The organism is Vreelandella sulfidaeris (assembly GCF_042429665.1).
Taxonomy (GTDB): Bacteria; Pseudomonadota; Gammaproteobacteria; order Pseudomonadales; family Halomonadaceae; genus Vreelandella.
This window is the reverse complement of record NZ_JBHMAC010000003.1, coordinates 243152-268608: the sequence shown is the minus strand read 5'-3', so window position 1 is coordinate 268608 and position 25457 is coordinate 243152. Positions and strand designations below refer to the sequence as shown.

General features: G+C 52.2%; 25 protein-coding genes and 3 tRNA genes. 16 read left to right on the top strand and 12 right to left on the bottom strand.

The annotated features are described in order from the left end of the window. Window positions 1-493: 493 nt before the first annotated feature. Entirely contained in the window at window positions 494-1555 is a 1062-nt protein-coding gene (gene hisC, locus ACFFLD_RS02835; RefSeq protein ID WP_386036340.1) for a histidinol-phosphate transaminase, read from the bottom strand. A 166-nt stretch (window positions 1556-1721) separates the two neighbouring features. Here hisC and ACFFLD_RS02830 point away from each other — a divergent pair, with 166 nt between their 5' ends. The 4 genes from ACFFLD_RS02830 (at window position 1722) to mnmH (ending at window position 5899) form a co-directional block, all read left to right on the top strand. Beyond that, window positions 1722-2168, top strand: a complete 447-nt coding sequence (locus ACFFLD_RS02830; protein ID WP_386036337.1) for a copper resistance protein NlpE N-terminal domain-containing protein — start codon at window positions 1722-1724, stop codon at window positions 2166-2168. Between the two features lie 164 nt (window positions 2169-2332). Then, on the top strand, window positions 2333-3703 hold the full coding sequence (gene radA / locus ACFFLD_RS02825) for a DNA repair protein RadA (protein WP_386036334.1): 1371 nt from the start codon (window positions 2333-2335) through the stop codon (window positions 3701-3703). 73 nt (window positions 3704-3776) lie between these two features. Then, on the top strand, window positions 3777-4814 hold the full coding sequence (gene selD / locus ACFFLD_RS02820) for a selenide, water dikinase SelD (RefSeq protein WP_386036331.1): 1038 nt from the start codon (window positions 3777-3779) through the stop codon (window positions 4812-4814). Beyond that, window positions 4811-5899 (top strand): tRNA 2-selenouridine(34) synthase MnmH, encoded by a 1089-nt coding sequence (mnmH, locus tag ACFFLD_RS02815; protein WP_386036328.1) that lies wholly within the window; start codon window positions 4811-4813, stop codon window positions 5897-5899. Before selD ends, mnmH begins: the two co-directional genes overlap by 4 nt. A 20-nt stretch (window positions 5900-5919) precedes the next feature. Here mnmH and ACFFLD_RS02810 read toward each other — a convergent pair whose 3' ends face one another. Then, the gene (locus ACFFLD_RS02810; RefSeq protein WP_386036325.1) at window positions 5920-6609 is read right to left on the bottom strand and encodes a type 1 glutamine amidotransferase; all 690 of its coding nucleotides are present in this window, start codon (window positions 6607-6609) and stop codon (window positions 5920-5922) included. A 128-nt stretch (window positions 6610-6737) separates the two neighbouring features. Here ACFFLD_RS02810 and ACFFLD_RS02805 point away from each other — a divergent pair, with 128 nt between their 5' ends. Beyond that, window positions 6738-7340, top strand: a complete 603-nt coding sequence (locus ACFFLD_RS02805; RefSeq protein ID WP_386036322.1) for a YjaG family protein — start codon at window positions 6738-6740, stop codon at window positions 7338-7340. A gap of 3 nt (window positions 7341-7343) precedes the next feature. On the opposite strand, the gene ACFFLD_RS02800 is transcribed toward ACFFLD_RS02805, so the two are convergent. The 5 genes from ACFFLD_RS02800 to hisB all read right to left on the bottom strand — a co-directional run bounded on the left by ACFFLD_RS02800 (window position 7344) and on the right by hisB (window position 10757). Next, window positions 7344-7877: a hypothetical protein gene (locus ACFFLD_RS02800; protein WP_386036319.1), complete on the bottom strand. Its 534-nt coding sequence runs from the start codon at window positions 7875-7877 to the stop codon at window positions 7344-7346. A gap of 1 nt (window position 7878) precedes the next feature. Further along, complete coding sequence (hisF, locus tag ACFFLD_RS02795) at window positions 7879-8652, bottom strand: imidazole glycerol phosphate synthase subunit HisF (protein ID WP_386036316.1); 774 nt, start codon at window positions 8650-8652, stop codon at window positions 7879-7881. Then, a complete protein-coding gene (hisA, locus tag ACFFLD_RS02790) occupies window positions 8649-9395 on the bottom strand; it encodes a 1-(5-phosphoribosyl)-5-[(5-phosphoribosylamino)methylideneamino]imidazole-4-carboxamide isomerase (protein WP_386036313.1) in 747 nt (248 codons plus the stop codon). Before hisA ends, hisF begins: the two co-directional genes overlap by 4 nt. Window positions 9396-9406: 11 nt before the next feature. Continuing rightward, window positions 9407-10048 (bottom strand): imidazole glycerol phosphate synthase subunit HisH, encoded by a 642-nt coding sequence (gene hisH / locus ACFFLD_RS02785; RefSeq protein ID WP_386036310.1) that lies wholly within the window; start codon window positions 10046-10048, stop codon window positions 9407-9409. Window positions 10049-10163: 115 nt separating this feature from the next. Next, a complete protein-coding gene (gene hisB, locus ACFFLD_RS02780) occupies window positions 10164-10757 on the bottom strand; it encodes an imidazoleglycerol-phosphate dehydratase HisB (RefSeq protein ID WP_386036307.1) in 594 nt (197 codons plus the stop codon). 244 nt (window positions 10758-11001) lie between these two features. Between hisB and ACFFLD_RS02775 the strand changes: the two genes are divergently transcribed. The 7 genes from ACFFLD_RS02775 (at window position 11002) to ACFFLD_RS02745 (ending at window position 15793) form a co-directional block, all read left to right on the top strand. Next, on the top strand, window positions 11002-11487 hold the full coding sequence (locus ACFFLD_RS02775; protein ID WP_386036304.1) for a GNAT family N-acetyltransferase: 486 nt from the start codon (window positions 11002-11004) through the stop codon (window positions 11485-11487). Then, the gene (locus ACFFLD_RS02770) at window positions 11484-13817 is read left to right on the top strand and encodes an AsmA family protein (protein ID WP_386036301.1); all 2334 of its coding nucleotides are present in this window, start codon (window positions 11484-11486) and stop codon (window positions 13815-13817) included. Before ACFFLD_RS02775 ends, ACFFLD_RS02770 begins: the two co-directional genes overlap by 4 nt. Before the next feature lie 75 nt (window positions 13818-13892). Beyond that, on the top strand, window positions 13893-14987 hold the full coding sequence (mutY, locus tag ACFFLD_RS02765; RefSeq protein ID WP_386036298.1) for an A/G-specific adenine glycosylase: 1095 nt from the start codon (window positions 13893-13895) through the stop codon (window positions 14985-14987). A gap of 48 nt (window positions 14988-15035) precedes the next feature. After that, window positions 15036-15311 (top strand): oxidative damage protection protein, encoded by a 276-nt coding sequence (locus ACFFLD_RS02760; protein WP_386036295.1) that lies wholly within the window; start codon window positions 15036-15038, stop codon window positions 15309-15311. A gap of 177 nt (window positions 15312-15488) precedes the next feature. Further along, window positions 15489-15564: transfer RNA gene (locus ACFFLD_RS02755), tRNA-Phe, on the top strand. A gap of 6 nt (window positions 15565-15570) precedes the next feature. Continuing rightward, window positions 15571-15645 (top strand) — tRNA-Gln (locus ACFFLD_RS02750). 72 nt (window positions 15646-15717) lie between these two features. Next, window positions 15718-15793: transfer RNA gene (locus ACFFLD_RS02745), tRNA-Thr, on the top strand. 205 nt (window positions 15794-15998) lie between these two features. On the opposite strand, the gene ACFFLD_RS02740 is transcribed toward ACFFLD_RS02745, so the two are convergent. The 3 genes from ACFFLD_RS02740 to ACFFLD_RS02730 form a co-directional block, all read right to left on the bottom strand. Then, window positions 15999-16292: a hypothetical protein gene (locus ACFFLD_RS02740; RefSeq protein ID WP_386036292.1), complete on the bottom strand. Its 294-nt coding sequence runs from the start codon at window positions 16290-16292 to the stop codon at window positions 15999-16001. A 68-nt stretch (window positions 16293-16360) separates the two neighbouring features. Beyond that, entirely contained in the window at window positions 16361-16675 is a 315-nt protein-coding gene (locus ACFFLD_RS02735) for a hypothetical protein (protein ID WP_386036289.1), read from the bottom strand. 73 nt (window positions 16676-16748) lie between these two features. Continuing rightward, window positions 16749-18029, bottom strand: a complete 1281-nt coding sequence (locus ACFFLD_RS02730) for a cytochrome P450 (protein ID WP_386036286.1) — start codon at window positions 18027-18029, stop codon at window positions 16749-16751. 443 nt (window positions 18030-18472) lie between these two features. Here ACFFLD_RS02730 and ACFFLD_RS02725 point away from each other — a divergent pair, with 443 nt between their 5' ends. From ACFFLD_RS02725 to ACFFLD_RS02710, 4 genes are all read left to right on the top strand, one after another. Further along, window positions 18473-18931: a DUF2243 domain-containing protein gene (locus ACFFLD_RS02725; RefSeq protein ID WP_386036283.1), complete on the top strand. Its 459-nt coding sequence runs from the start codon at window positions 18473-18475 to the stop codon at window positions 18929-18931. 2 nt (window positions 18932-18933) lie between these two features. Continuing rightward, on the top strand, window positions 18934-19683 hold the full coding sequence (locus tag ACFFLD_RS02720) for a cytochrome c oxidase assembly protein (protein ID WP_386036280.1): 750 nt from the start codon (window positions 18934-18936) through the stop codon (window positions 19681-19683). A gap of 613 nt (window positions 19684-20296) precedes the next feature. Then, window positions 20297-21121, top strand: a complete 825-nt coding sequence (locus ACFFLD_RS02715) for a manganese catalase family protein (protein WP_386036277.1) — start codon at window positions 20297-20299, stop codon at window positions 21119-21121. Between the two features lie 42 nt (window positions 21122-21163). Next, entirely contained in the window at window positions 21164-21688 is a 525-nt protein-coding gene (locus tag ACFFLD_RS02710; protein WP_386036274.1) for a ferritin-like domain-containing protein, read from the top strand. Window positions 21689-21928: 240 nt separating this feature from the next. Here the strand turns inward: ACFFLD_RS02710 and ACFFLD_RS02705 are convergent, their stop codons facing one another. Both ACFFLD_RS02705 and ACFFLD_RS02700 read right to left on the bottom strand, forming a co-directional pair. Further along, on the bottom strand, window positions 21929-23968 hold the full coding sequence (locus ACFFLD_RS02705; RefSeq protein WP_386036271.1) for a CocE/NonD family hydrolase: 2040 nt from the start codon (window positions 23966-23968) through the stop codon (window positions 21929-21931). Window positions 23969-23985: 17 nt separating this feature from the next. After that, a complete protein-coding gene (locus ACFFLD_RS02700) occupies window positions 23986-25278 on the bottom strand; it encodes an ATP-grasp domain-containing protein (protein WP_386036268.1) in 1293 nt (430 codons plus the stop codon). Between the last annotated feature and the right edge of the window lie 179 nt (window positions 25279-25457).

Below are 25457 nucleotides of genomic sequence, written 5' to 3'. Positions count from 1 at the left end.
GTACGCAAGAAAACAAGGGGTCTCCCCATGGAGAGTCCCGGATGGCCGGCCCGAACATCGCAGGCACATATTGAACAGAAAACCCAGCCACCCGGCTGGGTTTTTTGTTGCCTGGAAGAAAAGAAAATGCCCTGTCATGGCGAGGAGTGTAACGACGTGGCCATCTCGGTTTTGGTGGCACCGCACCAAGATTGCCGCGCTACGCTCGCAATGACAGGTCAACGTCACTTGCCAGACCCGCCGGTGAACAGAGCCATGTCATGGCGAGGAGCGCAGCGACGTGGCCATCTCGGTTTTGGTGGCACCCCAACCCCAGATTGCCACGCTACGCTCGCAATGACAGGTCAAAGTCTCTTGCCAGAGCCACCGGTGAACAGAGCCATGTCATGGCGAGGAGCGCAGCGACGTGGCCATCTAGGCCTGCGGTGGCGTCCCAACCCCAGATTGCCGTGCTGCACTCGCAATGACAGAGTCACCGTGATGTGCTGGTTGGTTAAGCACAGATCACTTGCAAGGCTTCAATCAAACTATCCATTTCATCGTCAGTACCAATAGTGATACGCAGGAAGTCGTTGAGCTCTGGGGTGTTAAAATGACGAACCAGAATGCCGCGCTCGCGAAGGCCAGCGAATAGCTGGGCACCTGCATGATCAGGGTGTCGGGTTAATACAAAGTTGGCCTTAGAGGGAAGTACCTCAAACCCCAGTGATTCAAGACGCTGACGGGTGCGTTCGCGAGTAGTAATAACGTACTCGCGGCAAGTTTCAAAGTGTTCCGTGTCGTTTAGCGCAGCGATGCCGACCACGCTTGCCAGGCTATCGACCGGATAAGAGTTGAACGAATCTTTGACTCGCTGCAAGCCATTGATTAGTTCTTCTGAGCCCACCGCATAGCCTAAGCGCAAGCCTGCCAGACTGCGAGACTTAGAGAAGGTGCCGGTAACCAATAAATTAGGGTAACGCTCAATCAGCGTGACTGCGCTTTCAGCACCGAAATCGACATATGCTTCATCCACCAGCACTACACGGTCGGTTACCCGTTGTAGAAGCTGTTCAATGCTTGCCAGTGAATGTGCATGGCCGGTAGGTGCGTTAGGGTTGGCAAAGATCACGCCGCTGCGCTCAGGGGCGGAGCCTAAACTTTCTATGTCCACTTCCCAATTAGCATCAAGGGGATGAGTGCGTAGCTCTATGCCATATAAATTGGCATAAACAGGGTAAAAGCTATAGGAGATAGCCGGTACGTCAAGCGGCGCGGAATGGCAAAAGAAAGCTTGAAAGGCAAACGCCAAGACTTCGTCGGAGCCATTGCCAACAAAGACTTGGCTGTCCGCGACCTGAAACGTCTCTGCCAATGCTTTACGCAGCGCAGCCGACGTCGGGTCAGGGTAGAGGCGAAGATGGTCGGTCGCGTAATCGCGTAGTGCCTGCCCCACACCAGGGGCTGGAGGGTAAGGGTTTTCATTGGTGTTGAGCTTAACAAGCTGCTCACGGGGTTGTTCGCCGGGCACGTAAGGCGTAAGTTCACGAACGGCCGGACTCCAGTATTGGCTCATGTGGGTAACCTGATTATCCTAGCAAGGGTTGTCATGGTCGCTTGATGGCTAACTAAGCGCAAGCATTCGCGTCGCTAGGGGTGTGCGTCGCACCTTGTAACGGTTATGCTGTCACAACTGCGCATAAATAAATGTGATGTCCAACACGAGATTAAGGAGACACTCTATGCAACTAAAGAGTTTGCTGGCCGGATCGGCTATGTTGGCACTGCTGGCTGGTTGTGCAAGCGGCCCGATGGAACAGCAGCAAGAAGAAGCGGCCACCGCACAGGCTACTTATCAAGGCTCGCTACCCTGCCGTAACTGCGATGGGATTGATCTGAATGTGAACATGATGGGTGAAGAAATGAGCGCGCCCGAAGAGCGCACCTTCACGCTAAATGCCTCCTACCGGAATCATCCGCAAACACCGCCTGATGAGAACTATGCAGGTAACTGGGAAGTGTTAACCGGTACACCGTCTGATCCTGACGCGACCGTTTATGAGCTAACCCCGGATGGCGAAGGTCAAATCTATTACTTCATGCGTATTGATGAACGTACGTTGGAGTTAATTGATCCGGAGCGTCGTCGCTTTGAAAATGGTGAAATGCTGCAGCTGACACGTCAATAAGACGGTTAGATGATAGTAAAAAGGCGGCCATTGGCCGCCTTTTGTGTTTACTAGGTGAGAGAAAGTAACTTGCGTCTGTCATACGTAGTCAATCTCAGTGAGTGCGAGTGGCACCGCCGGAAGCGTTGTCACTTAGCGATAGCAACAGTAGGAGTGTCAGGGCAGTGGTAAAAGCCAAAAGCGCCTTTGTATGTACCGAATGCGGGGCTGAATACCGTAAATGGCAGGGACAGTGCAGCAGTTGCCAAGAGTGGAATACGCTGACTGAAGTGCGCTTGGAAAGTGCCCGACCTGGGGGTGGGGCATCCTCAGGCCGAGCTGGCTATGCGGGCGACCTGTCACGAGAAATCGTCGATCTGAGCAATGTTGACCTCAGCGAAGTGCCGCGCATGAGCTCGACATTTGCGGAGTTCGATCGTGTATTGGGCGGTGGGCTTGTGCCCGGCTCTGCAGTATTGCTTGGCGGAAACCCGGGCGCGGGTAAATCGACGCTGTTGCTACAGACGGCCTGTAAGCTTGCCCAGCAGCGCCGTATTCTTTATGTCACGGGGGAGGAGTCGCTTTCTCAGGTCGCGATGCGCGCTCACCGTCTTCAATTGCCGACAAACGGTTTGAAAATGTTGGCTGAGACCAGTGTGGAAACCATTCTGGCGGTGTCTGAGCGAGAAAAACCAGAAATTCTAGTCATCGACTCTATTCAAACCATGCATCTGGAAGACATCAGCTCGGCGCCGGGTGGGGTCGCCCAGGTGCGCGAGTCGGCGGCAGCACTGACCCGCTTTGCCAAGAAAACCAATACGGTGCTGCTGTTGGTCGGTCACGTCACCAAGGACGGCACGTTGGCAGGCCCTAAAGTACTTGAGCATATGATTGATGCTTCGCTGTTGCTGGAAGGGGGCGCCGACTCCCGCTTTCGTACCCTACGTGGCCAGAAGAACCGCTTTGGTGCGGTTAACGAGCTAGGCGTCTTTGCCATGCTTGAGCAGGGTCTTAAAGAAGTTAAAAACCCTAGCGCAATTTTTCTTTCCCGCCAGGAGGAGCAGGCGCCGGGTAGTTTGGTCATGGTGGTCTGGGAAGGTACACGGCCCATCCTGGTGGAAGTGCAGGCGTTAGTGGATGAATCCGCGCTGGGTAATCCCCGCCGGGTGGCGGTAGGCGTGGATCAGAATCGCCTAGCGATGCTGCTGGCGGTACTTAATCGTCACGGGGGCTTATTTACCGGCGATCAGGACGTGTTTTTAAACGTGGTGGGCGGTGTCAAAGTGCTTGAAACAAGTGCTGACCTGGCGGTGCTGTTGGCGGTTGTCTCTAGCCTGCAAAATAGAGCGTTGCCTAAAGAACTGGTCGTGTTTGGTGAAGTGGGGCTGTCGGGAGAAATTCGCCCCGTGCCAAGCGGCCAAGAGCGTATTGCCGAGGCAGCCAAGCATGGTTTTCTACGCGCCATTGTGCCGCGTGCTAACGCGCCCAAGCAGTCACCCAAGGGCATGGAAGTGATTGCGGTGGATAAACTTAGCGATGCATTAGAGGCCCTCTAGCGTCTCTAGACTGAAGAGTGCGCCAGACTGGTTTAAACTGATACTGTTACCCAAAGTGCCAAGGAGAGACACTATGAGTTCGATTCGTCTGACCCAATATAGCCACGGTGCAGGTTGCGGCTGCAAAATTGCCCCGGATGTACTGGATGGCATTCTTGCCAAAGCTGGGCCAGCGAAGGGGCATAAGCAACTGATCGTCGGCAATCAGGGGCGCGAAGATGCCGCTGTGTACGATTTAGGCGATGGTCGGGGCATGATTGCCACCACCGATTTTTTTATGCCGATCGTTGATGATCCCTTCGATTTTGGACGCATTGCTGCCACCAATGCGATCAGTGATGTCTATGCCATGGGCGGTAAGCCTGTCATGGCGCTGGGTATTTTAGGCTGGCCGCTGGATAAACTCAGCGCGGACATTGCCGGCGATGTGATGGCCGGGGCACAAGCGGTGTGCCGTGAGTTAGGTGTTGCGCTGGCCGGTGGTCACTCGATTGATGCGCCTGAACCAATGTTCGGGCTCGCTGTGAACGGTTTAATTGAGCTTGATAAGCTCAAGCTAAACAGTACCGCCAAGCCAGGCGATCTGCTGTTCTTGACCAAACCGCTAGGGGTGGGGATGCTCACCACGGCCGAAAAGCGCGGCTTATTAGAAGCGGGCCATCATGGTATTGCCCGAGAAACAATGCTTAAGCCTAATAGCATTGGCGAGAAATTAGCCGATGTGAAAGGGGTCAACGCCATGACGGACGTTACCGGATTTGGTCTGGCGGGGCATCTGACTGAAATGTGCCAAGCCAGCAATGTCATGGCCCAGATTGATTTTCGCAAGCTGCCTCGCTTAGCCGAAGCCGAGGCATATCGACGCCAGGGCGCGGTGCCTGGTGGTACTCTACGCAATCGCGATGCGCTGGGTGAGCGCTTTCCGGCGATGGACGAAGCCCACTGGCAGTGGCTGTGTGATCCGCAAACGTCAGGCGGCCTGCTGATCAGTGTGGACCCTGCGTGGGAAGACGACGTTGAGCGAATCGGCCGCGAATACGGCCTGTCGTTACAGTCGTTTGGCGTCATGAAAGCGCGCCAAGGTAACGTTGCTATTGAGGTTGTCGGGTGACATTAGCCACCGTACCGGCGGTAGTGAGCATCATTGAGGAAGGCCGACCGCTGATTGATGTTCGGGCCCCTGTCGAGTTTGCTCAGGGAGCGCTTCCAGGGGCCGTGAACCTGCCTTTAATGGTTGATGATGAGCGCCATCAGGTAGGCATTGCCTATCAGCAGCAGGGCCAGGCGGCAGCCATTGAGCTAGGCGAGCGCTTAGTGCGCGGGACTGTGAAGCAAGCTAGGCTTGCCGCTTGGCAAGCCTATGTGGCAGATCATCCTGATGCATTGATTTACTGCTTTCGCGGTGGGCTGCGTTCACAAATTGCGCAACGCTGGTTGGAAGAGGCTGGAATCTCAAGGCCACGCCTGGAGGGTGGCTGGAAAGCCATGCGTCAGGCTCTATGTGAGCGCATTGAGGAAGCCTCGCATCAGCCCATGCTGGTCATCGCTGGGCTAACCGGCTGTGCCAAAACCACGCTGGTTAACCAGCTCGATAACGGCATCGATCTAGAGGCCTACGCGCACCATAAAGGTTCGGCTTTTGGGCGTCGGCCCGAAGAGCCAGCCACTCAAATCAATTTTGAGCATGCCTTGGCCAAGCGCTTAATCAGCCTAACGGAGGGTTTGGTCATTGAAGATGAGTCCCGCCACATTGGTAACGCCAATATACCGTTGAGTTTCTGGCGAGCATTGGAGAAAGCTCCAAGGGTTCGTATCGAAATGCCGTTAGATTGGCGCCTCGCTCAGATTCAGCAAGATTATATTATCGACCTGGAACGGGCCTACGCAGCCCGTTATGGCGCCTCTCAAGGGTGGCAGCTGATGCAGGCGCAGTTAAGTAACGCGCTGCTCCGGTTAGCTAAGCGCTTGGGCAACGCACGCCTGCAGCGTTTACAGCGGCTACAGGCGCTGGCGTTTAACGAACATGCCAAGGGTAATCCCCAAGCGCACGAGGCGTGGCTGGCACCGCTACTCACTGAGTACTACGACCCGCTCTATCGCTACCACTTGAATAAACAGCAGGAAACAGCTCAGCCGGATATTCATGTAGGCGATTGGGAAAGCTGCCTAGCGGTAGCTAGGCAGTGGAACCGATAGCGCTATGCACTGTTGAAGGATTACGCTGCCTTGAGCCATTGGGTCATCAGGCGGTCAAGTAGCGGGGCCAAGTGAGTGAAGCGGCTGGGATCGTCAAGGATCTCTGCTTTTGCCTGAACATAGCGGGTAGCCGAGGGTGATGCATGGGGCCATTCAGCGGTGCCCAGAAGTAGTTGCACGCTGGCGAGCGTCGCTTCTAAATGGCATAACAGGCCGACGACGCGGCCCCTGTCCCAGGTAAACCCTTGAAGCGGTGACGCTTCGCTCCCGCCCAGCGGTAACGCGTCGTCAGGTAGGCTGAAAATATAGCGATGCCACATAAAGGCAGTAAACGATTCAGGTAAGTCCAGTGCGCTTTCCGGCGCTAACGTGACGTTATGCCATCCCGCTTCGGGATAGGTGCCGGGGGCGACCACCGCGTCCAGCGCACGGGCTATCCAGTGAGCGCCCATACCGATACCCAATAGCGGTTTTTGGCTATCCAGATAGCGGTTGATCAGTTTATTCTCTGCTTTAAACCAGGTTGGTGGTTGGCTGAGCAGTTCTTCGTCCCCGTCCAGTAAAATCAGCGCATCAGCTTCGTTGGGACGTGGGGTTAATTCGCCTGCGTAGAGATGAAAAACGGTGTAACTATGGCCCATACTGGTTAACCAATCCGTTAACCGAGCGGGGCCATGGTCAGGGCCGTGCTGTAGCAAATGGATATGCATGGTAATCTCCTCGCCAGCCGTTCAGTCATCAACGCCTGGTGAGAAAGCTTCCCCAGGCGGACATGAAGACGATACCGCACCCGCTAGCGTTCACCAATAATTCATATTAGAAGTTTCAGGAACTTTGCATGGCATCCAACCCCCCAGGATTTTATCAACAGTTGCAAGCGCTCTCGTTACCGGCTCAGCAAGCCTTTATGGCGGCGCTATGTGAGCGTTTGCTGCCCAATTACATGCTCTATGAACAAACCACTGGCCACGGTGATAGCCACACCCTACGTACCGTGCTGAGCTTGGTCTGGGAGCGGCTTAACGTGCCTAATGCCAGTATCGATTTTGCACGCCAGGCTGAAAAGCTAGCCACCTGCGAGCCACCGGAAGAAGACGATAGTTTTGGTGCCCGGCGCGCATTGGATACGGTGATGTCGATCTCGGCGCTATTGGACACCTTGCAAGGCGAGTCGCCAGAGGCGGTGCTGGATGTGAGTCGCACATCGCGTGCCGGAGTGCGTGCCTTCATCGAACTCACCGAAGGCGAAGAGGATGCCCAGGCACTGGCGCTGATTATTCGCGATCACCCCCTGATGGCAGACGAAAACGACTTTCAGGATGCGGTGCTGGAAGCCGTGAAAGAACCGCTTGATAAAGCGGCATTGAAGGAGATACGCCAGTTAGGGCGCAATGGCGGGATCAGTAACCTGGGACTGACGCTGGACGAGACGGCGGAGTAACGGTTAAAAGCGAACGCCTGCGGTAATCATCATGCCCGCGGTTCCAAACACAATCAGATCAGACTCAATCCGCCTCCACCTCACGCCAATACTGGGTAAAAGGGCGGGGGCAATCTCCAAATGGTTGAGCGGGATTTTATCGCGATACTCATCCTTATAGCCGTGCAGAAGCCCAGCGGTTAGCTTGGCGCGCACGGTTACGTCTGGTCGAGGTTGCCAAAGCGGAAAGTCGCGACCTGCATAAAAATACCATGTCGGTTGATCAGACGAATTTTTGAACCAGGCCGTGCCAGCTAGCCAGCGCTGAGGGTTGTGCAGCTCAATGCTAATCAGGTCTTGCTGATTGATATGTTCTGGATCCGGGCTGAAATGACGGGTATAGAGGCTGGTTTGCACCAGCGTATGATCCCACTCCAGCACGGGCGGCCAGTCAGGTAGTGAGTAGGCAGCAGCAGGCGTACTTAATAGCACGCCTGCTAGCCACCCCAACCATAAAGGTACGCGTCCCGAGTGACGGTGTGAGGGGCGCTGAGGCATGTTAAAGGCGCATTTCGATACCGCGTTCGGCCATGTAGCGTTTTGCTTCAGGAACGGTGTACTCGCCAAAGTGAAAGATACTGGCCGCTAATACCGCATCCGCTCCGCCTTTCAGCACGCCATCCACTAGGTGATCAAGGTTGCCGACTCCCCCCGAGGCAATGACCGGCACGCTTACCGCTTCAGAAATGGCATGTGTCACGCCAAGATCAAAGCCGATCTTGGTGCCGTCACGGTCCATACTGGTGAGCAGTAGTTCCCCCGCGCCGAACTCAACCATCTTCTTTGCCCACTCAACGGCATCCAGGCCCGTTGGGCGGCGCCCGCCATGGGTAAATATTTCCCAGCGGGGCGTTTCACCTTCTTGAGAGACTCGCTTTGCATCAATAGCCACGACAATACACTGGCTGCCAAAGCGTTCGGCGGCTTCGCGCACAAACTCTGGGTTGGTAACCGCTGCAGTATTGATTGAGACTTTATCCGCCCCGGCGTTCAACATCGTTCGGATGTCATCACAGCTGCGGATACCGCCACCCACCGTCAAGGGAATAAACACTTCCCCGGCAATACGCTCGACCATTTCGACCGTGGTATCGCGGTCTTCGTGGCTGGCCGTGATATCAAGAAAAGTGATTTCATCGGCACCTTGCTGGTTATAGCGCTGAGCAATCTCAACAGGGTCGCCAGCATCGCGGATACCAACGAAATTAACGCCTTTTACGACACGCCCAGCGTCCACATCCAGGCAAGGGATAATACGTTTGGTAAGGCTCATGAGCGGCCTCCGGTAAGCTGGTCGCTTAACCGTTGTGCTTCAGCTACATCCAGGCTGCCTTCATAAATAGCCCGTCCGGTAATAGCGCCTAAAATCCCACTGTCCGCCACTTCGCAGAGCGCTTTGATGTCGTCTAAATTGGTCACGCCCCCCGATGCAATCACCGGCAAGCCGCCTTCACGGGCAAGCGCCGCCGTGGCTTCCACGTTGACACCCTGCATCATGCCATCGCGGGCAATGTCGGTGTACACGATGCTCGAGACCCCGTCGTTGGCAAAACGCTTGGCAAGCTCAGTGGCTTTTATCGTGGAGACCTCAGCCCAGCCGTCGGTGGCGACAAAGCCATCTTTGGCGTCCAGGCCAACAATCACATGACCAGGAAACGCACGACACATCTCACCCACGAAAGCCGGCTCTTTAACCGCTTTAGTACCGATAATGACGTAGGAAACGCCCGCATTCAGGTAGTGCTCAATGGTGTCGGCACTGCGAATACCCCCGCCAATCTGAATCGGCAGGTTTGGATAGGCACGGGCAATGGCGGTGACGGCGTCGCCATTGACTGGCTTGCCCTCAAAGGCGCCGTTCAGGTCCACCAGGTGTAGCCTGCGTGCGCCAGCTTCCACCCAGCGAGCAGCCATGGCAACCGGGTCATCACCGTAAGAGGTCGCGTCGTCCATACGACCCTGTTTTAAGCGAACACACTGGCCATCTTTGAGATCAATAGCGGGAATTACCAACATACAAAATCCTCTCAAGGAGTCCAGGTGACGAAATTTTCAAGCAGGCGAAGACCTGCACGGGAACTTTTTTCCGGGTGAAACTGCACTGCGAATGTTGCATCACGGCCAATGGCAACGTGGGCGTTTACCGTACCATACTGAGTGGTACCAAAAACGTGTGCGTCCTCGCTAGCGTTCACGTAATAGCTGTGCACGAAATAAAAATGCTCACGGTTGCCGATCCCTGCCCACAGCGGGTGATCATGGTGCTGCTCAACCACGTTCCAGCCCATGTGAGGAACCTTTAAGCGCTGCTCGTTGGCGTCTCGCATATCGCCAGGAAAACGATCAACGCTGCCTTTGAAAAAGCCCAGGCACTCCACGCCACCGTTCTCTTCGCTGCGTTCCAGTAGCATTTGTTGGCCGACACAGATACCCAGCAACGGCTTCGCCTGACGGGTTAAAATATCATCCACCAGCCCTCGCAACTCGGTGCGTTCAAGTTCGCTGACGCAGTCGCGAATGGCGCCCTGGCCAGGCAGAACCAGGCGTGTTGCGCCAAGTATGCGGCGGGGATCACGCGTAATGACCACACTCTCATGCGTCACATGCTCCAGCGCCTTGGCCACAGAATGCAGGTTGCCCATTCCATAGTCGATCACAGCAATGGTCATGAAGCGCTCCTTATGACATGTCGTGGCAACGTCGTTAAGACGGTGCTAGAAACGGTACTTGAAAAGTAGCAGAGAAAACTTGTCGGCGGCTTTGCGCGGGCAACACAGCGCAGCATTACAAGCTGCCTTTGGTGGAGGGCATTTGGCCCGCCATGCGCGGGTCTTCCGCGACGGCCATACGTAACGCACGACCAAAGGCCTTGAAGATCGTCTCGGCCTGGTGGTGTGCATTAAAACCTTTAATGTTGTCGATATGTAGCGTTACGCGAGCGTGATTGACAAAACCCTGGAAAAACTCCCAGAAAAGTTGGGTGTCTAAGCTACCGATAACATCGCGAGTGAAATCAACGTTCATATATAGGCCCGACCGACCGGAAAAGTCGATTACCACACGCGAGAGGGCTTCATCAAGAGGCACATAGGCATGACCGTAGCGATATATACCACGCTTATCGCCAATGGCTTCAAAAAAAGCCTGGCCTAGCGTAATACCCAGGTCCTCTACGGTATGGTGGTCATCAATATGTAGATCGCCAGTGGCGCTGATGTCGAGATCGATCATCCCGTGGCGTGCAACTTGATCAAGCATATGATCCAGGAACGGAACGCCTGTTTGGCAGCTAAGACGGCCTTCGCCGTCGAGATTGACGCTGACCTTGATCTGCGTTTCGTTGGTGTCACGGCTAACCGTGGCAATACGCGCTGACATGTTGCATCTCCTGCGTTGAGGCGCACTCTGAGAGGCAGCCCTTAGGAATCATCGTTAAGAACAGTCTTGAGGAATGATCGGTGGCTCTGCATCAACTTACCACCGTTTTATCAGGGCATAACCTATAGCGAAGCGACCATTATAGTGAATCGTCGCCCTCATCCGCTACAATGCGCGAAATGTAGCCGCGGATAATCGCGGCAGAACCAGCAGCCAAGCTGCTTTTGGCGAAGAGGATTTCACCATGCCGGTGACACTGGATTATGTCGACCAGGCCCGTTGGGAAGCCGATGAACAGGTGCGCCTTGATATAGTGCGCATCTATCAGGATGCGCCCCAAGAGCGCATGCCCACCCCAACGGTTGAGCCCTTTATCGAGCAACATTTTAATGGCCAGCATTTTTTTGCCTGTGCCCGTTTCAACGAACGGCTGTTGGGAGCTGTTGCCGTACATACGGGAGAAGACCGGGCATGGTGGCTATCTGAACTGTGTGTACGAAAAACCACTCGCCGTCGTGGTGTCGGTTCGCGCTTAATGACACTGCTCTGCGAGCAAGCCAAACAGGAGGGCCGCGTGTTGCGTATTGAAACCTCCACATTGCCGTTGGCCGACCGTGTGCTGCTCTCTAAGCTAGGCTATCGGCCCATGGCCAATCCAGCCGCCCCAGCGGCGGGTATGCCCGCCACCAGCGATTTTGTCGAGTTAGATCCACAAGGGAAAGGGGTATGAAACAGCTATTACGTATTTTGCTGGCTGCGGTCGGTATTCTGGCCATCGTCGCGGTGGCTGCGGTGGTCTATGTGACCACCTTTCTGGATCCAGAGGATTTCAAACCCCGTTTAACGGCGGTGGTGGAAGAGCAAACCGGGCTTAACCTGGCGCTGGAAGGTCCCATCACCTGGTCGTTCTATCCTCGTATCGGCGTTAGCGTAGAAAAAGCCCGTGCGTGGTTGCCCGAGCAGCCGGAGGAGAACGCAGCGTTTGCGGCGATTGATCGGGCCGAAGTGAGCGTGGCGTTTGCGCCGCTGCTGCGTGGGGAGATTGCCGTTGACGGTCTAACGCTAGATGGGATGCGCTTAAACCTGGAGCGCAATGATGAGGGTGAAGGTAACTGGGAGCCATTGGTAGAGCGACTCTCCGAACAACGTGGGGGGACCGCTGAAACGGTATTGGCTCCTGCTAGTGCCGGTCCGAATACCGATGCTGGCAGTTTGGCAGTGGTGTTGAGCATCGCCAGTGTCGAAATTAAAAACGCCGATATCCGCTTCCGTGATGCGCAAACCGAAGCTTTATGGCGTATGCAGCAACTCAATATCTCGGGCAGCAATGTAAATCCACTGCGCGCCTTCCCAATGAAGGTGATGTTTACGCTGACCAAGCATAACCGCCTGGATGCCGAGGTATTAGAACGGACTCCAGATCTGACCAGCGAGATTAATCTTGAAACACGGGTTCGGCTGGGCTTGGAAGATGAATTTTTCGTCTTGGAGAATATGGCGCTAGGTACTCGAACGACGACCAGCGCAGAAAGCGAGCCGCAACAGCTGAGCTTAAAAGCTAGCGAGCTGGTCGCCCGCCTGGCGGAGCAGCAGCTCACCATTAAAGAAGGCGTGCTCGATGCAGGGTTGCGTAATGCTGATAACTGGCAAGGGAGTCTAGCGCTCTCTCTTGCCTTCGGTCTTGAGAGCGATTGGCAGGCACAAACGGCCCAGCTTAAAGAACTTCAACTCACCGGACCGGATGGGCTAAGGCTTAGCGGACATCTTAATGTTGAACAACTGCGTGAGGCACCCCGCTACCATGGTCAATTAAATGCGGCCCCATTTACCCTGCGTCCCTGGCTTGCCCGCGCCGGTGTTAACCTGACCACTGCGGGTGAGGCTGCCCTGAGCGACGTTGCCATGACGAGTCCTATTGAAGGAGATAGCGAGCAAATCATGCTGCCCAGGCTCTCATTGGTCATCGACGACAGCACCTTTACCGGTGAGCTGTCGGCGGCGCTGGATGGCTCTCGCCTAGCGTTTGATTTAGCCGGCGACCACCTTATTCTTGATCACTATTTGCCGGGAGCCGCCACCGCTGAGCAAGCTAGTCACGGCTTATTGCGTAAGGCTTTTGCTCAGACCTCTCCGACGCTACTTCCACAATCGTTCCTCAGCGGGCTAGCGTTGGAGGGTGATTTAAGTATCGATCAGCTGGTGTTTGCAGATCTCACCTTCAATAACCCACGTTTGCAACTACGGGGGGACGACGGTATGCATCGTTTAACGACGTTTGAGTCTGGTTTTTATGAGGGCGATCTCAGCGCGACCGGCCAAGTGGATGCAACGGATCCTATACTGACATGGGCGTTTTCTCCGACGATTAATAACGTCCAGGTGGCGCCGCTGATCGAAGCGTTTAGCGACGAGACCTCACCCTTGCGCGGACGCTTGAATGTGTCAGGCGATCTCTCAAGCCTTGGCAATACTCGTGAAGCGATCGTCAGCAATCTTAATGGCGAACTGGATGCCCGGTTAACCAACGGTGCTATTTTAGATACCAATATTTCTCAGCAAATGTGCGAGTTGGTCGCCCAGTTAGAAGGTGAGGGCACGCTGCGTGACTGGCACGACGATACCCGCTTTGAGCGTTTTGATGCCACCTTCAATATCAATAATGGGTTACTGCAAAGTAATGATCTGTTGATCACCCTGCCAGGCGTTAATGTTAAAGGAGAAGGCCAGCTCAATCTGACCAGCTTGCACTTTGACGCGCTGGCTAATGCGCGCTTGGTCGATACTGCTGACGCGGCGTGTGCCGTGAGCCCGCGCCTGGAGCAGTTGCCGTTGCCCCTGCGCTGTGAAGGCCAGATGGATGATGAGCGTACGGAATGGTGCCGTTTTGATCGCGAGACCTTCCAGACCGCGGTGGTTGATCTGCTGCGTAACGAAGCCGGGGATCGCATCGACGAAGAGCTGGAAGAGCGCCTCGACACAACGTTGGATCAGTTGGATGAGCATCTTGGCGAAGGGTCAGGTCAGAAACTGCGTGAGGGTTTACGTAGCTTGTTTGATTAATCCTGTACGTCTAGCTGACTGAAAGCGATAACAACTGCGCCGGCCTAAACGCCGGCGTTTTTTTAAGGAACGCCCATGACAGAAACTCCCACACCGCGGCTAGCGGCAGACGAATTCCAGCGTCGTTTATTAGCTTGGTTTGACCGTTATGGCCGGCATGACCTTCCGTGGCAGACGCCGCGCAGCGCCTACCGCGTATGGGTGTCGGAAATTATGCTGCAACAAACTCAAGTGACCACCGTCATTCCCTACTTTCAGCGCTTCATGTCACGCTTTCCCACCTTGAAAGCACTTGCCCAAGCGCCGCAAGATGAAGTGCTCCACCTGTGGACCGGGCTTGGCTACTATGCCCGGGCACGTAATCTACACAAGGCCGCCCAGGTGGCGCTGGAAGAGCATGGCGGTGAACTACCCACTGAGAGTGTAGAGGCCTTGGTGGCCCTGCCCGGCATTGGCCGCTCCACCGCTGGCGCTATCATGGCGCAAAGCACGGGGCAGCGAGCCGCGATTTTGGATGGCAACGTCAAACGTTCGCTTACTCGCTTGCATGCCCTTCCAGGCTGGCCGGGCAAACCAGCGGTCGAAAAAGTGCTATGGACGCTGGCCGAATACTATACGCCCAACGAGCGGCTGGCCGATTACACCCAGGCGATCATGGATTTTGGCGCCACGCTATGTAAACGCAGTAAGCCCGATTGCAGAAGCTGCCCGTTTAACGATGTCTGTTTAGCCTATGCCCAGGGCGAGCCGCAGCGCTACCCAGAATCTAAACCTAAAAAGGCGTTACCGACCCGCCAAACCATCATGTTGATGCTACGCGACCCTCAGGGGCGTATATGGCTGGAGAAGCGTCCTCCCAGCGGGCTATGGGGTGGGCTGTGGAGCTTGCCTCAGTTTGAACAACACAGCGAACTCAACGATTGGTTAGAAGACCATGTGGTTAACCCAACTCGTGAGCACGCAGCTCCCCGTTTTCACCATACGTTTAGTCATTTTCGCCTGGAAATTACCCCTCAGCCGGTGAGCTGCGATAGGCTGGGCGGTATTCGCGAACACGGTATTTGGTATGACCTCGTCCACCCGCCCGCGCTGGGCCTCGCTGCCCCGGTAAAAGCGCTGCTGGGTCAGCTCAGACCTTTTACCCTGAACCCTACGCCAGGCCACGCTTAAGCGCGGGTCAATTATCTTCCTACCACGTTGTTGAATCAGGAGCATGCCATGAGCAACACGGTTTTTTGCCGCAAGTATCAAAAAGAGCTAGAAGCACTGCCATTCCCGCCGTTGCCGGGTAAGCAGGGTCAGGAGATCCAGGCAACGGTCTCTAAGCCTGCCTGGGAAGCGTGGCAGTCGTTACAAACCCGGCTGATCAATGAAAAGCATCTCAACATGCTCGACCCTGAGGCTCGCGCCTACCTGATGGAGCAGATGCAGCGCTTCCTGGACAATCAGGAAACGGATCAGGCCGAAGGCTATGTGCCGCCCACACAGGCGTGACCGCAACGGCCTGTCGACACCTGGGGCGAGATAGCTAGCGGAGAAGCTATCTCAGCGTATGTCTCTTGCAGGTAGATGCCAGCTCGGAACACTCCCTAAGCGTCGGTGTTGCAAGAAAGTTTCATAAAGGTGTTGACGAAAAGCGGCGTTTTTAGTTTAATACGCACCGTTGGCAGCGGCCAGATAGCTCAGTTGGTAGAGCAGGGGATTGAAAATCCCCGTGTCGGCGGTTCGATTCCGTCTCTGGCCACCACACTGCTGGGGTATCGCCAAGTGGTAAGGCACCGCTTTTTGGTAGCGGCATTCCCAGGTTCGAATCCTGGTACCCCAGCCATTGCCAACAAAGTTTCTTGTTGATTGTGTAGTCTCACGACGAAGCAATCATGTTCTCAAGAAAACGTGAAGCGCCGACATAGCTCAGTTGGTAGAGCAACTGACTTGTAATCAGTAGGTCCCGGGTTCGACTCCTGGTGTCGGCACCACTAAAAGTGGTTATAAAGCAAAGCGTTAGAGAATTAGATTAAGCCGCCCTTCGGGGCGGCTTTTTCGTTTGTGTACATAAAGTGTCCACAAAGCCTTTCGTAATCTATCGTTATCCTCCTCATTAATAGCTGTTCCATAAAGCGCTATTTCACATTGCGTTGCTTACGCTATTGGCTAAATATAATTAGCCATTACTGATACCTGCTAGGCGTCTTTTTTGCCTAACGTAAAGTCGGGTGGATCACTGGCTGGAAAACTTTCATCGCTCAGTTCGTCCACATGCTCTTGTTGTTTTAAATGGGTTGAAAGCTTAACAAAATCACTCAGCGGTTTGGCTAGGAACCATTGGCCGTCTTGACAGCTAAGATCATCGCAAGGAACGCTATAGGTATTTCCATCAATGGCGTCGAGCGCTACCCGCTGCAGGTACTTATCTTTAATAAAGCTTCCTATTAACTGTTGTTTCTCATCATAAACATCATATGCAATGGGTTTCATAATCACGATCTCTTAATGTTTTATACATAACGTCAGCGATGCTTAATGAGTGACTTCTACTCATGTCGCTATTCGCGTCCTTGTGGGTCCGCCTCATCCGACTCTCTATCAATGTTGGTTTTATGGGCACGCTTCTCTTTTGCCACTTGGGCACCCGAGAACGGCGCTTCCTTGATAGAGGTATTGTGCTCCGGTTGTGAGCGTGATGAAGCGTCTTTTTGGTTGTCCACATTCTCATCGGGACGAAAGGGACGCGGCTCTTCATTCGATGAGGACGTTTGTCTGGTCTTGGGGTCACCATTGGGTACGTCTTTATCGAGCAACCGTTGGGCTTTTTGAGCTTGCTCGCTATCGTTTGCGTTTCCCTTTTCTCCATGACTCATGGCGTTTCTCCTGTGTGGTGCAAAAAAATAGGCGTGTAACGATGGTGGTTTAACCTGATGCTTCCTTTCCTTCCTATGTGATAGATGGGGAGGGGCGCGCGCGAACGTTACTCATCATCAGCCCGCTTCGTGGGCGGGCCGGCATTACGTTGAGATCAATCGCCATGTCTTGCGGCGGTATCTCATAGTCAAGCTCGCGAGTGAAACGCTCTACGGCGAAATCAATCAGTGCCAACGTTATCCGCTCACCTGGGCAGCGATGATGCGTGGCATGATCGCTACCGCCCTGAGGGATCATGGCAAATTGATTAACGTCGTCCTCTTCCTGTTCGAAACGTTGCGGGTTGAATTGTTCCGGATTCTCCCAACGATGAGGACAATGATTAGTGCCGTAAATATCCAGAATCGCGAGCCTACCTTCTTTAAAGTCGTAACCGTGCCATGTGAAATCTTTCTTGACCCGAGCGGCTAAAAACGGGAAGAAAGGGTAGTAACGCCTGACTTCCTGAATAAAATATCGGCGGTAAGTATCTGAGGCCGATGGTGCCAACGCTTCACGGCAATGAGGATGATCATGTATTGCCATGACCGCAAAGACCATATATCTAGCGGCGGCCACGATGGGGCGGATCACATTCAGTAATTCGACTGCGACAATGCGGCTTGGCAATAGCTCCCCATGGGTATCTTCAGCATCGGCAAATTTCGCAAATAATAGTGTTCGATCAGCATTGTCAGGGTGCTGCCGGTGTTCATCGATGATCGTTATTAAGGCATTTTCGGTGAGATGCCGTGCTCGCCGACTTGCAAAATACTTTGGGCCAATAGCAGCAGCACCTTCAATCATTAACACCAGCCTTTTGGTTAATGCCGGGGTGTCCTCTTCATGCAGCGGTATGCCACACCACTGACAAGCAGCACGACACAAAAGAAGGTGCATTTCATCAAGCAAGACGATAGAGGGCTGGGATTGCCAGTGGGGCAGGCGTGCTTGCCATTCGTGCTGCACATACTGCATCAATTCATCAATCCTTAACTGCGACAGTAAAGGAAGAAACAGCGATTTACGCTGTTGATGTTCAACGCCTTCCAGGCCCTGTACTCCACCTACCCCAAACAGCGTTTTCTGTAACCGCTTGGGCGCTGCATTCTGTCGGGTAAACAGATCAGAATTATAAAAAAGCTCTGCGGCCTCTTCGCCTCTCATGAATAACGTCTTTTGAAGCATAAGCCTGGCGTAAAACAGGTTGCTCCCTAAGCGATCGCACTGTGACGAGATATAAGGGTAACCGCTGCGCACTAGGGCGAACGTACACTCTCGACTTGCCCGCGGTATATCCTTATGTCCGCCCATGAATGTCTCCTGTCAACGTCACAATAGTTCGCGCCCATGTTTACTACACTCCTATGTGTTAAACATGGGCTGAGGATGATTCGCTTATTTATCATTGGTTAGTTGAAGAAAGGTATTCATAAATAATCAGTTGATTTAGCTTTAGTGGTCACGTGTTTGCCTTGTATGACAATGAAAAATTAATGCTAAGTGACCGGCAATTTGCGTTTTCATGGAAAAACAGCTTCAGTTTTTAGTTTTGAATTAAACTAAGTTAAATAGGCAAGCCAATCAATTGTCGATTTGCAGCAAAACTATAGATGTAGAAAAAGGGTTTTGTCTAATTTCGGAGTGGATTTTTAGCTTTTCGTTATCTTATCAAAAGTTAAAAGACTAAGTGTTATATCGCTAAACATTTAACGCTATGGTGTTGGAAAAATGTCATTAAACACGAGGAGTACAATATGAGAGATGAGCGAAGACCGCGGGTGAGTGCCACGCTACTAGCCGCTATTTTGTTGGGAATAGGTTTCATGGCAGCGATAGATGAAATTATCTTCCACCAACTATTGGCATGGCACCATTTTGTAGACGTAGGTAGCTCCGCGCTGGCGCTGGCATCGGATGGGCTGTTACATACCTTGGAGTTAGTGCTGCTGGTGGTAGGTGGCGCCTTGTTGATACGAATTAACGAAACGGGGCAACTGGCGCGAGGCTATTTGAGCGCAGGAGTATTATTAGGAATGGGAGGCTTTCAGCTATTTGACGGTATCGTGAACCATAAAATATTAGGGTTGCACCAAGTCCGCTATGTGGAAAATGTGCTCCTTTACGATATCGTTTGGAATGCATTTGGTTTAATCGTATTAATGGGTGGCTATGGCTTGTTGCGCCGAGCCCAGCGTGGCGTGGCGCGTAGCTAATAATGAACGCCTTTACGTTGATTTTCAGTTCGTTAGCGGTGCTTTATAGCTGGGGCTGGTGGCACCTGCGACGTCATGGGCTTCAATGGCCATTATGGCGAACGTTGCTGTTCTGCTCTGCCGCTTTCCTGGTGATCATTGCGCTTTCGCCCCCCTTAATGCATTGGTCGCATCATGATTTTCGTGGACATATGGTTATCCACCTGGTGGCGGGAATGATCGCGCCGCTTGGATTGGTAATGGCAGCGCCTATCAGCTTAGCGCTCAAATGCTTACCTTCAACGTGGGGGCGAGCCTGGGTATGGTTGATGTCCTGGCCCTTAGTGCGATTACTAAGCCATCCGATCACCGCCACCTTGATCAATATCGGTGGTATGTACGCGCTCTACCTGACGGATTTTTACGGTTATATGCTCCATTCGTCAGGCGTTGCCTGGTGGTTGCATTGGCATTTCATTATCGCAGGCTGCCTTTTTACATGGGCAATAGCGGGCCCCGACCCCGCCCCTAATCGCCCGAGTTTAGCACTGCGCTTTGGCGTGCTGTTCCTTTCCATGGTGGCTCACGCCACGCTGGCCAAGTGGATGTATCGCTATCATTTCCCTTCTAGCTTACCCCTTGAGCAGGTGCAGCAGGGCGCTGAAATCATGTTTTATGCCGGCGAGCTAGCGGAAGCCTGTTTAGTATATTTGCTCGTACGTCAATGGTTGCTAAGCCGAGACGTTATGCAACTAAAAAGAATAAGTGACTGATTTGAAAGTTGTTCTCTATTTTTTAAAATCGTTGTTTTAATATTTTATAAATAGTATTTAGTGATATACAAACTGGTATTGATCTATTTAAATTTCTATTCTTGATAAAAATTAAATATATGTTTTAAAGTCAGCGCGGCTTGAAGTGAGAGGAGGTTTGGCTATTCTGCATAGTGCTCGCTTGGCAAAGACGAGCAGTTAAGGACGAGACAGGAAGTTAAGAAATAATAGCTTTAAACGTTATCTTGAAGAAGTTTTATCATGGCTGATAAACGCAACGATCAAGGCATATCTCGCGAAGAAGCTGGTGAAAAGGGCGGCCAAAACAGCTGAGTCAGAAGCGTATATCGCTAATTAAAATTTTTTAATCAATTTTTCCATTGGCGCTGAATGATAAACCATGGACAAGCTTAAATGATTGAAAAAGTTGTTTCCTAGCAGAATAGGCAAAGGACGCAGAAAGCGCTTAAGGATGAGTGCATTATTAGTCTAGAGGGGAGGGACCCCTTAATGCTGGTCGCATAGGAAGTGACATCGTAACTTAAGGATAAGTTGTAAGCACGCTGTCAGGTTGTCATCTGACAGTCTACTGACTGGAAAAGGAGTACTAACTATGTTTCATCATTCCGCAAAACTGCAGTATCCCGTCAAAGTCGATAAGCCCAATCCTGAGTTTGCCATGTTGCTTCAGCAGGCCATTGGCGGTATCGAAGGTGAAATACGTGTAGCAATGCAGTATTTCTTCCAGGCGATGGGAGCACGTGGCGATGATCGAATTCGCGATATGCTGATGTCGACTGCAACGGAAGAGTTATCGCATATTGAAATGTTAGGGCATGCGGTAGCGCTAAACCTTGAAGGCGCGCCTGTTTCCTATCAGGAAGCAACCGCCAAAGACCCTGTGATGAATGCTATTTTGGGCGGCGCTAACCCTCGCCATCTACTGTCGTCAGGCCTGTCGGCGATGCCGGTGAATGCAAACGGCGTACCGTTTGATATGAGCCACGTCTATGCCACCGGTAATATTGGCGCTGACATGCTGGCTAACGCGACCGCTGAAGCGGGTGGCCGAGTGCTTGCCTCTCGTTTGTATAACTGGACCGACGATCATGGCATGAAAGACTTCTTATCTTTCTTGATTGCTCGTGATACGTACCATCAACAGCAGTGGTTAGCGGTTATTGAAGAGTTGGGTGGAATGAAATCACAGTTGCCGATTCCAAACTCAACGCCTGAAGAGCATGAAGCAATGCAGCATTCTTATTATTACTTGAATACCTTGCTCGATAAAGAGGCACCTAAAGGCCGTTGGGCAGAAGGTCCTTCGTTAGATGGCAAGAGCACCTATTCAGTGGTCAATCAGCCAGCACCAGAAGGGCAGGAACCCACATTGGGCAAGGCTAAGCCGAACTCAGGTGCTCAAAAAGAGCAGCTTTAAAGAGACATTGCGTTAATGCTGGATGAATAAGGAGAGGTTGCAATGGAAAGCAAGCATTTGGAAGATACGCAAAAGCACTTGGAAGATTGGCTGCGTGATGCGCATGCAATGGAAAAGCAAGCTGAAAAAATGCTGAAGGCTCAAGCAAGCCGTTTAGAACATTATCCTCAGGTACAGCAGCGTATTGAGCAGCATATTACAGAGACGCAAAATCAGTCCCAAAAGTTAGAGCAATGCTTGACGTTATTAGGCTCTGATTCCTCTACCTTTAAGGATATGGGGGCACAGTTAGCCGCTTTCGGTCAGGCCGTGGGTGGCATGATGGCAGAAGATGAGGTGGTTAAAGGCAGTATCGCTTCCTTCGCGTTTGAGCAATTTGAGATTGCGAACTACAAAGCGTTAGTCAAGACCGCTGAAATGGCCTCGCAGCCTGAAATCGCTCAGCTGTGCAAAGAAATTCTTCAAGAAGAAATAGCCATGGCTGATTGGCTAAGCGAGCATTTGGACGAAACTACCCAAGCGTTCCTTGAGCGCTCTGCCGATAGTGACCTGCGCTCCAAGACCTGAATCTCTCTATAGCTAAGCTCTTGTAAGCTAACGGCGCATAGCAAAGCCCTTTCCCCGGATGCAAATGCCGGGGTTTTTTGTGTCGGTTATTTGTACCAAGCGGTAAGGCGCGGAAATCGCTTGTCCTCACGGTACATCAGCATTATCGGAGTCGGCGTTCTTTAACTCTTCATATCAATGCCCCCACTGAGCCTATTCAGGGGGGCAGGGTTGGAGAGCCATCATCCAAGGCTATTAAGCCTAAACATTATCCCTGGGGATGACGCTTTCCCAGTTTTTTGAAAAGACCCGGTATTCGTCTTCATACGCATCAAGCTGGGCATGAATAATAAACGTGTCTTTCGTGCAGCTAAGCGTGGTTCTTGTATAGACTTGCGTGTTCCAGCCGTCTCTTGCGAAGCAGGATTCCGTCATGGTTTCGCCACGAGCGGAGGTAAAGTCGTCATCAATGGTGCGGTAATATTCATTAGCGCTACGGTGAATTTCCGTATCAGTATCCACAATACGAAAACGCCCTTGGTCGTTAACGACTTCAAGTGAGGAAGCTTTAGTCGCAAGATCACGATGTAATAGCCAGTTATGCTCGCTACGCTCAAGCAACTCAATGTCTAGCGGAAGCGCTGATTCAGGCTCTTCAAAAGGCGCTAAATCTGCATCGCTCATCTGTGGCTCTCTTACCGGAAGATGAAGCTGGCAATTGCCAAAATGAATATCGACCTGGGCAGGCTCAGGTGGCAGCCAGGCGAGTGGCCAATAAGAGGTCGACACCGACACCCGCAATTGATGCCCCGCTGGGAACTGTTGGGCGATACCATTGAGCTGCACCGTAACGCGGTAGCGACAGTTAGGCTCTAGGGGCTCAGGATGGGCACTACTATCTCGATGAGCAAGGTTCAGTAACCCATAGGACACCCGCGTGGATTTACCATCAGGCGCTACGTCCGAAAGGCGAACCGCCAACATCGCTTGCGGCTTATTGCTTGAGACGTCTAGCGTTAACGTCGGCGTTCCAAAAATACATAGCGGTTTGGTTAACGCGGGCGTGCTAAAAATAAGTGAGCCGCCATCTTCTTCCCGCTGGTCGCCGGGAAGGTCAGGCGTTGCTGCATAAGAGCACCATTTGCCTGCGGCTAGCCCAACGCTGAGCGGGGACTGAAGCCCCATGGAAGACGGCGTTTCATCGTCAGAAACAGACGGACGTTCTGACTCCTCAACCAGTTGATAGGGCAATAACGCGTAATCACGCTCTTGAACGTTAGTGGACGGCCACTCGGGCTCACCTATCCAACGGCCGGGCCGGTCTTCATATGAGTTATCCGGAGGCACGCTATCTTGTTGCCAGGCCCGAAGCATGGGCTCATCCATGATGCCGTTAGGCTCATCCTTCAGCCAATAATCCCACCAGCGAATCGCTTCTTGTAGAAAACCAATCGCAGGACCAGGCAACCCCTGGTGGGGATATTTATGCCCCCAGGGGCCAATCAACCCTTTGCGTGGAACATCCAGATGCTCCATTAACCGAAATACCGTATTGGTAAAGCCATCCGCCCATCCACCTATGGCGTAAACCGGACAACGGATAGAAGAGTAGTACTCGCATACAGAGCTGGTCGTCCAATACTCATCCCGGCGTTGATGCCTAAGCCACTGGTCAATCCAGAGCCCACTGTTCTCCATGCGGTCAAACCACATCTCTCGCCAGCGATCGCCTACGATCTCCGGGTCAGGGGGTAGCGCGTTAAACGCAAACATGACGGTCGCTTCAGACAAATTATCGCCTAATAAGCATCCCCCCATGTAATGCATATTGTCAGCATAAAGATCATCACTGGAACACAGGCTGATAATGGCTTTAAGCGCAGGGGGCTGCTTGGCAGCGACCTGAAGGCTATTAAATCCTCCCCAGGAAATACCCATCATGCCTACTTTGCCATTACACCATGGCTGTTCCGCTATCCAGGCAATAGCGTCTACCGCATCGTCCTGTTCCTGCTGGGTATATTCATCTGTCAGCACGCCATCTGAATCACCGCTTCCGCGCATATCGACACGTACACAGACATAACCATGGCCCGCCATATACGCGTGATTGCCTGCATCCCTGCCGCGTGTGATATCGCGTTTACGGTAGGGGATATACTCCATAATGGAAGGCAGAGGATCGGATTCTGCTTGTTCAGGTAGCCAAATACGTGCTGCTAACTGTTTTCCATCCCGCATTGGAATAAAAACATTTTCAATAATACGAACCTGGTCGGGAAGAGATTCTACAATTTGCATGATCGCCTCATATGGGTTCATTCGTTTATATGGTCAATGTCAAATTTAAGAGCCTTTAAGCAGTACTGGAATTGCTCTTCAATTTTTTCATGGTCATCGGCGGCTAAATAGAGGGTGCCAAGTCGGTAGCAAAAGCTGTCTTGATGCATTAAGTCACTTAAACGTTGGCCAGGCTGAACATCAATTTTTATATCTGTATGAGGAAAGTGGGATCGGATATCTTGAATATCTTCTTCACTAGGGATTTTTTGAACCACACCGTCTTTATGCTCATAAGGAATAAAGCACTTTGCAGCGACAGGGGCTATACCTTGACGATTAAGCAGCGAAGGGCGGCGACCAAGGGCAATATCAATAGCGACTTCGTGGTTCGACATGCCATCAACCATCACGAATATTTCGCTATGCGACTGAGAAATCCTAGTGTTGAACTCTACTAGCCAAAGTTTATCCTCGGCCTCATTCCACATAAATTCAGCGTTAAAGCAGCCGTTGTCATAACCAATGTGCTCAAGGAATTTTTTTGAGGCGTCCACCATTTTATGATGTACGTGCTCGGGTAAGTTGCTTGGGTACTCTAAACGGTCAAAAAGCGTGTTAGTAAGCTGCGATTTGGGCTGGGAAATGATGCCGTGTACGTTGAACTCACCTTGGAAAATAGTGCCTTCAGGTGCTCCTTGAACACCGCTAATAATTTCTTCAGCAATACATACATTGCCGCCGAGACGTTTTATATCATCGGGGGTATCGGCGTACTCTAATGCTTCGTTAAAAGGATCGCCTAACTGACTAATACTGGCTCTGATTTCTTCAATTGCGATTTCAAACTGTTCATGATTATCAATTTTAAAACCCAGATGTGACGAAAATGCTTTTACCGGTTTAATCCAAAAAGGGTAATCTAGTGTGACTTGATCAAACGGTGAGTCGGAAAAAGGATCCACACCACAATAGCGAGGTACGACGTCGGGAATAACCTTGCTTTGCTCCATGCGGCTCCAGAGTTTATGTTCACACTTTAAAACGCTGGTTACCGAGGGTGAAGGTATCTCGTACTCTTTGCATAGAATGGGTACCAGAACACTGGTAGGAAAATCCCACTGTGCAACAATGGCATCGATCGTTTCTGGGAAGTTTTTAAGTTTTTCTCTCGCTGTGTTTAATATCTCATTGAAAGAGAATTTCTCTGCTTCTACTGCTGTGTCTGTTGTCAGTAAGCTATGTATATTAAGATGTTGAGACTGGCGCAGCGTTTCGAGCATGGGGAGTTGTTTTTCTTCCAATGCAACGATAAAAATATTTCTTTTCATGACGGCTTCCTTGGCGTTTAAGTTTATGAAAAGTGTGTTTTATACATAGGCGCCTATATCCTTTAAGGGCGCATCAATCGAGTGTCGGAATGATTTGATCCCTAATCCATAACATAGGTTATAAGGTATTTAGAGCTTTATACGGTTTAATAAAAATCAAGGCATACTCGTTACTTCGG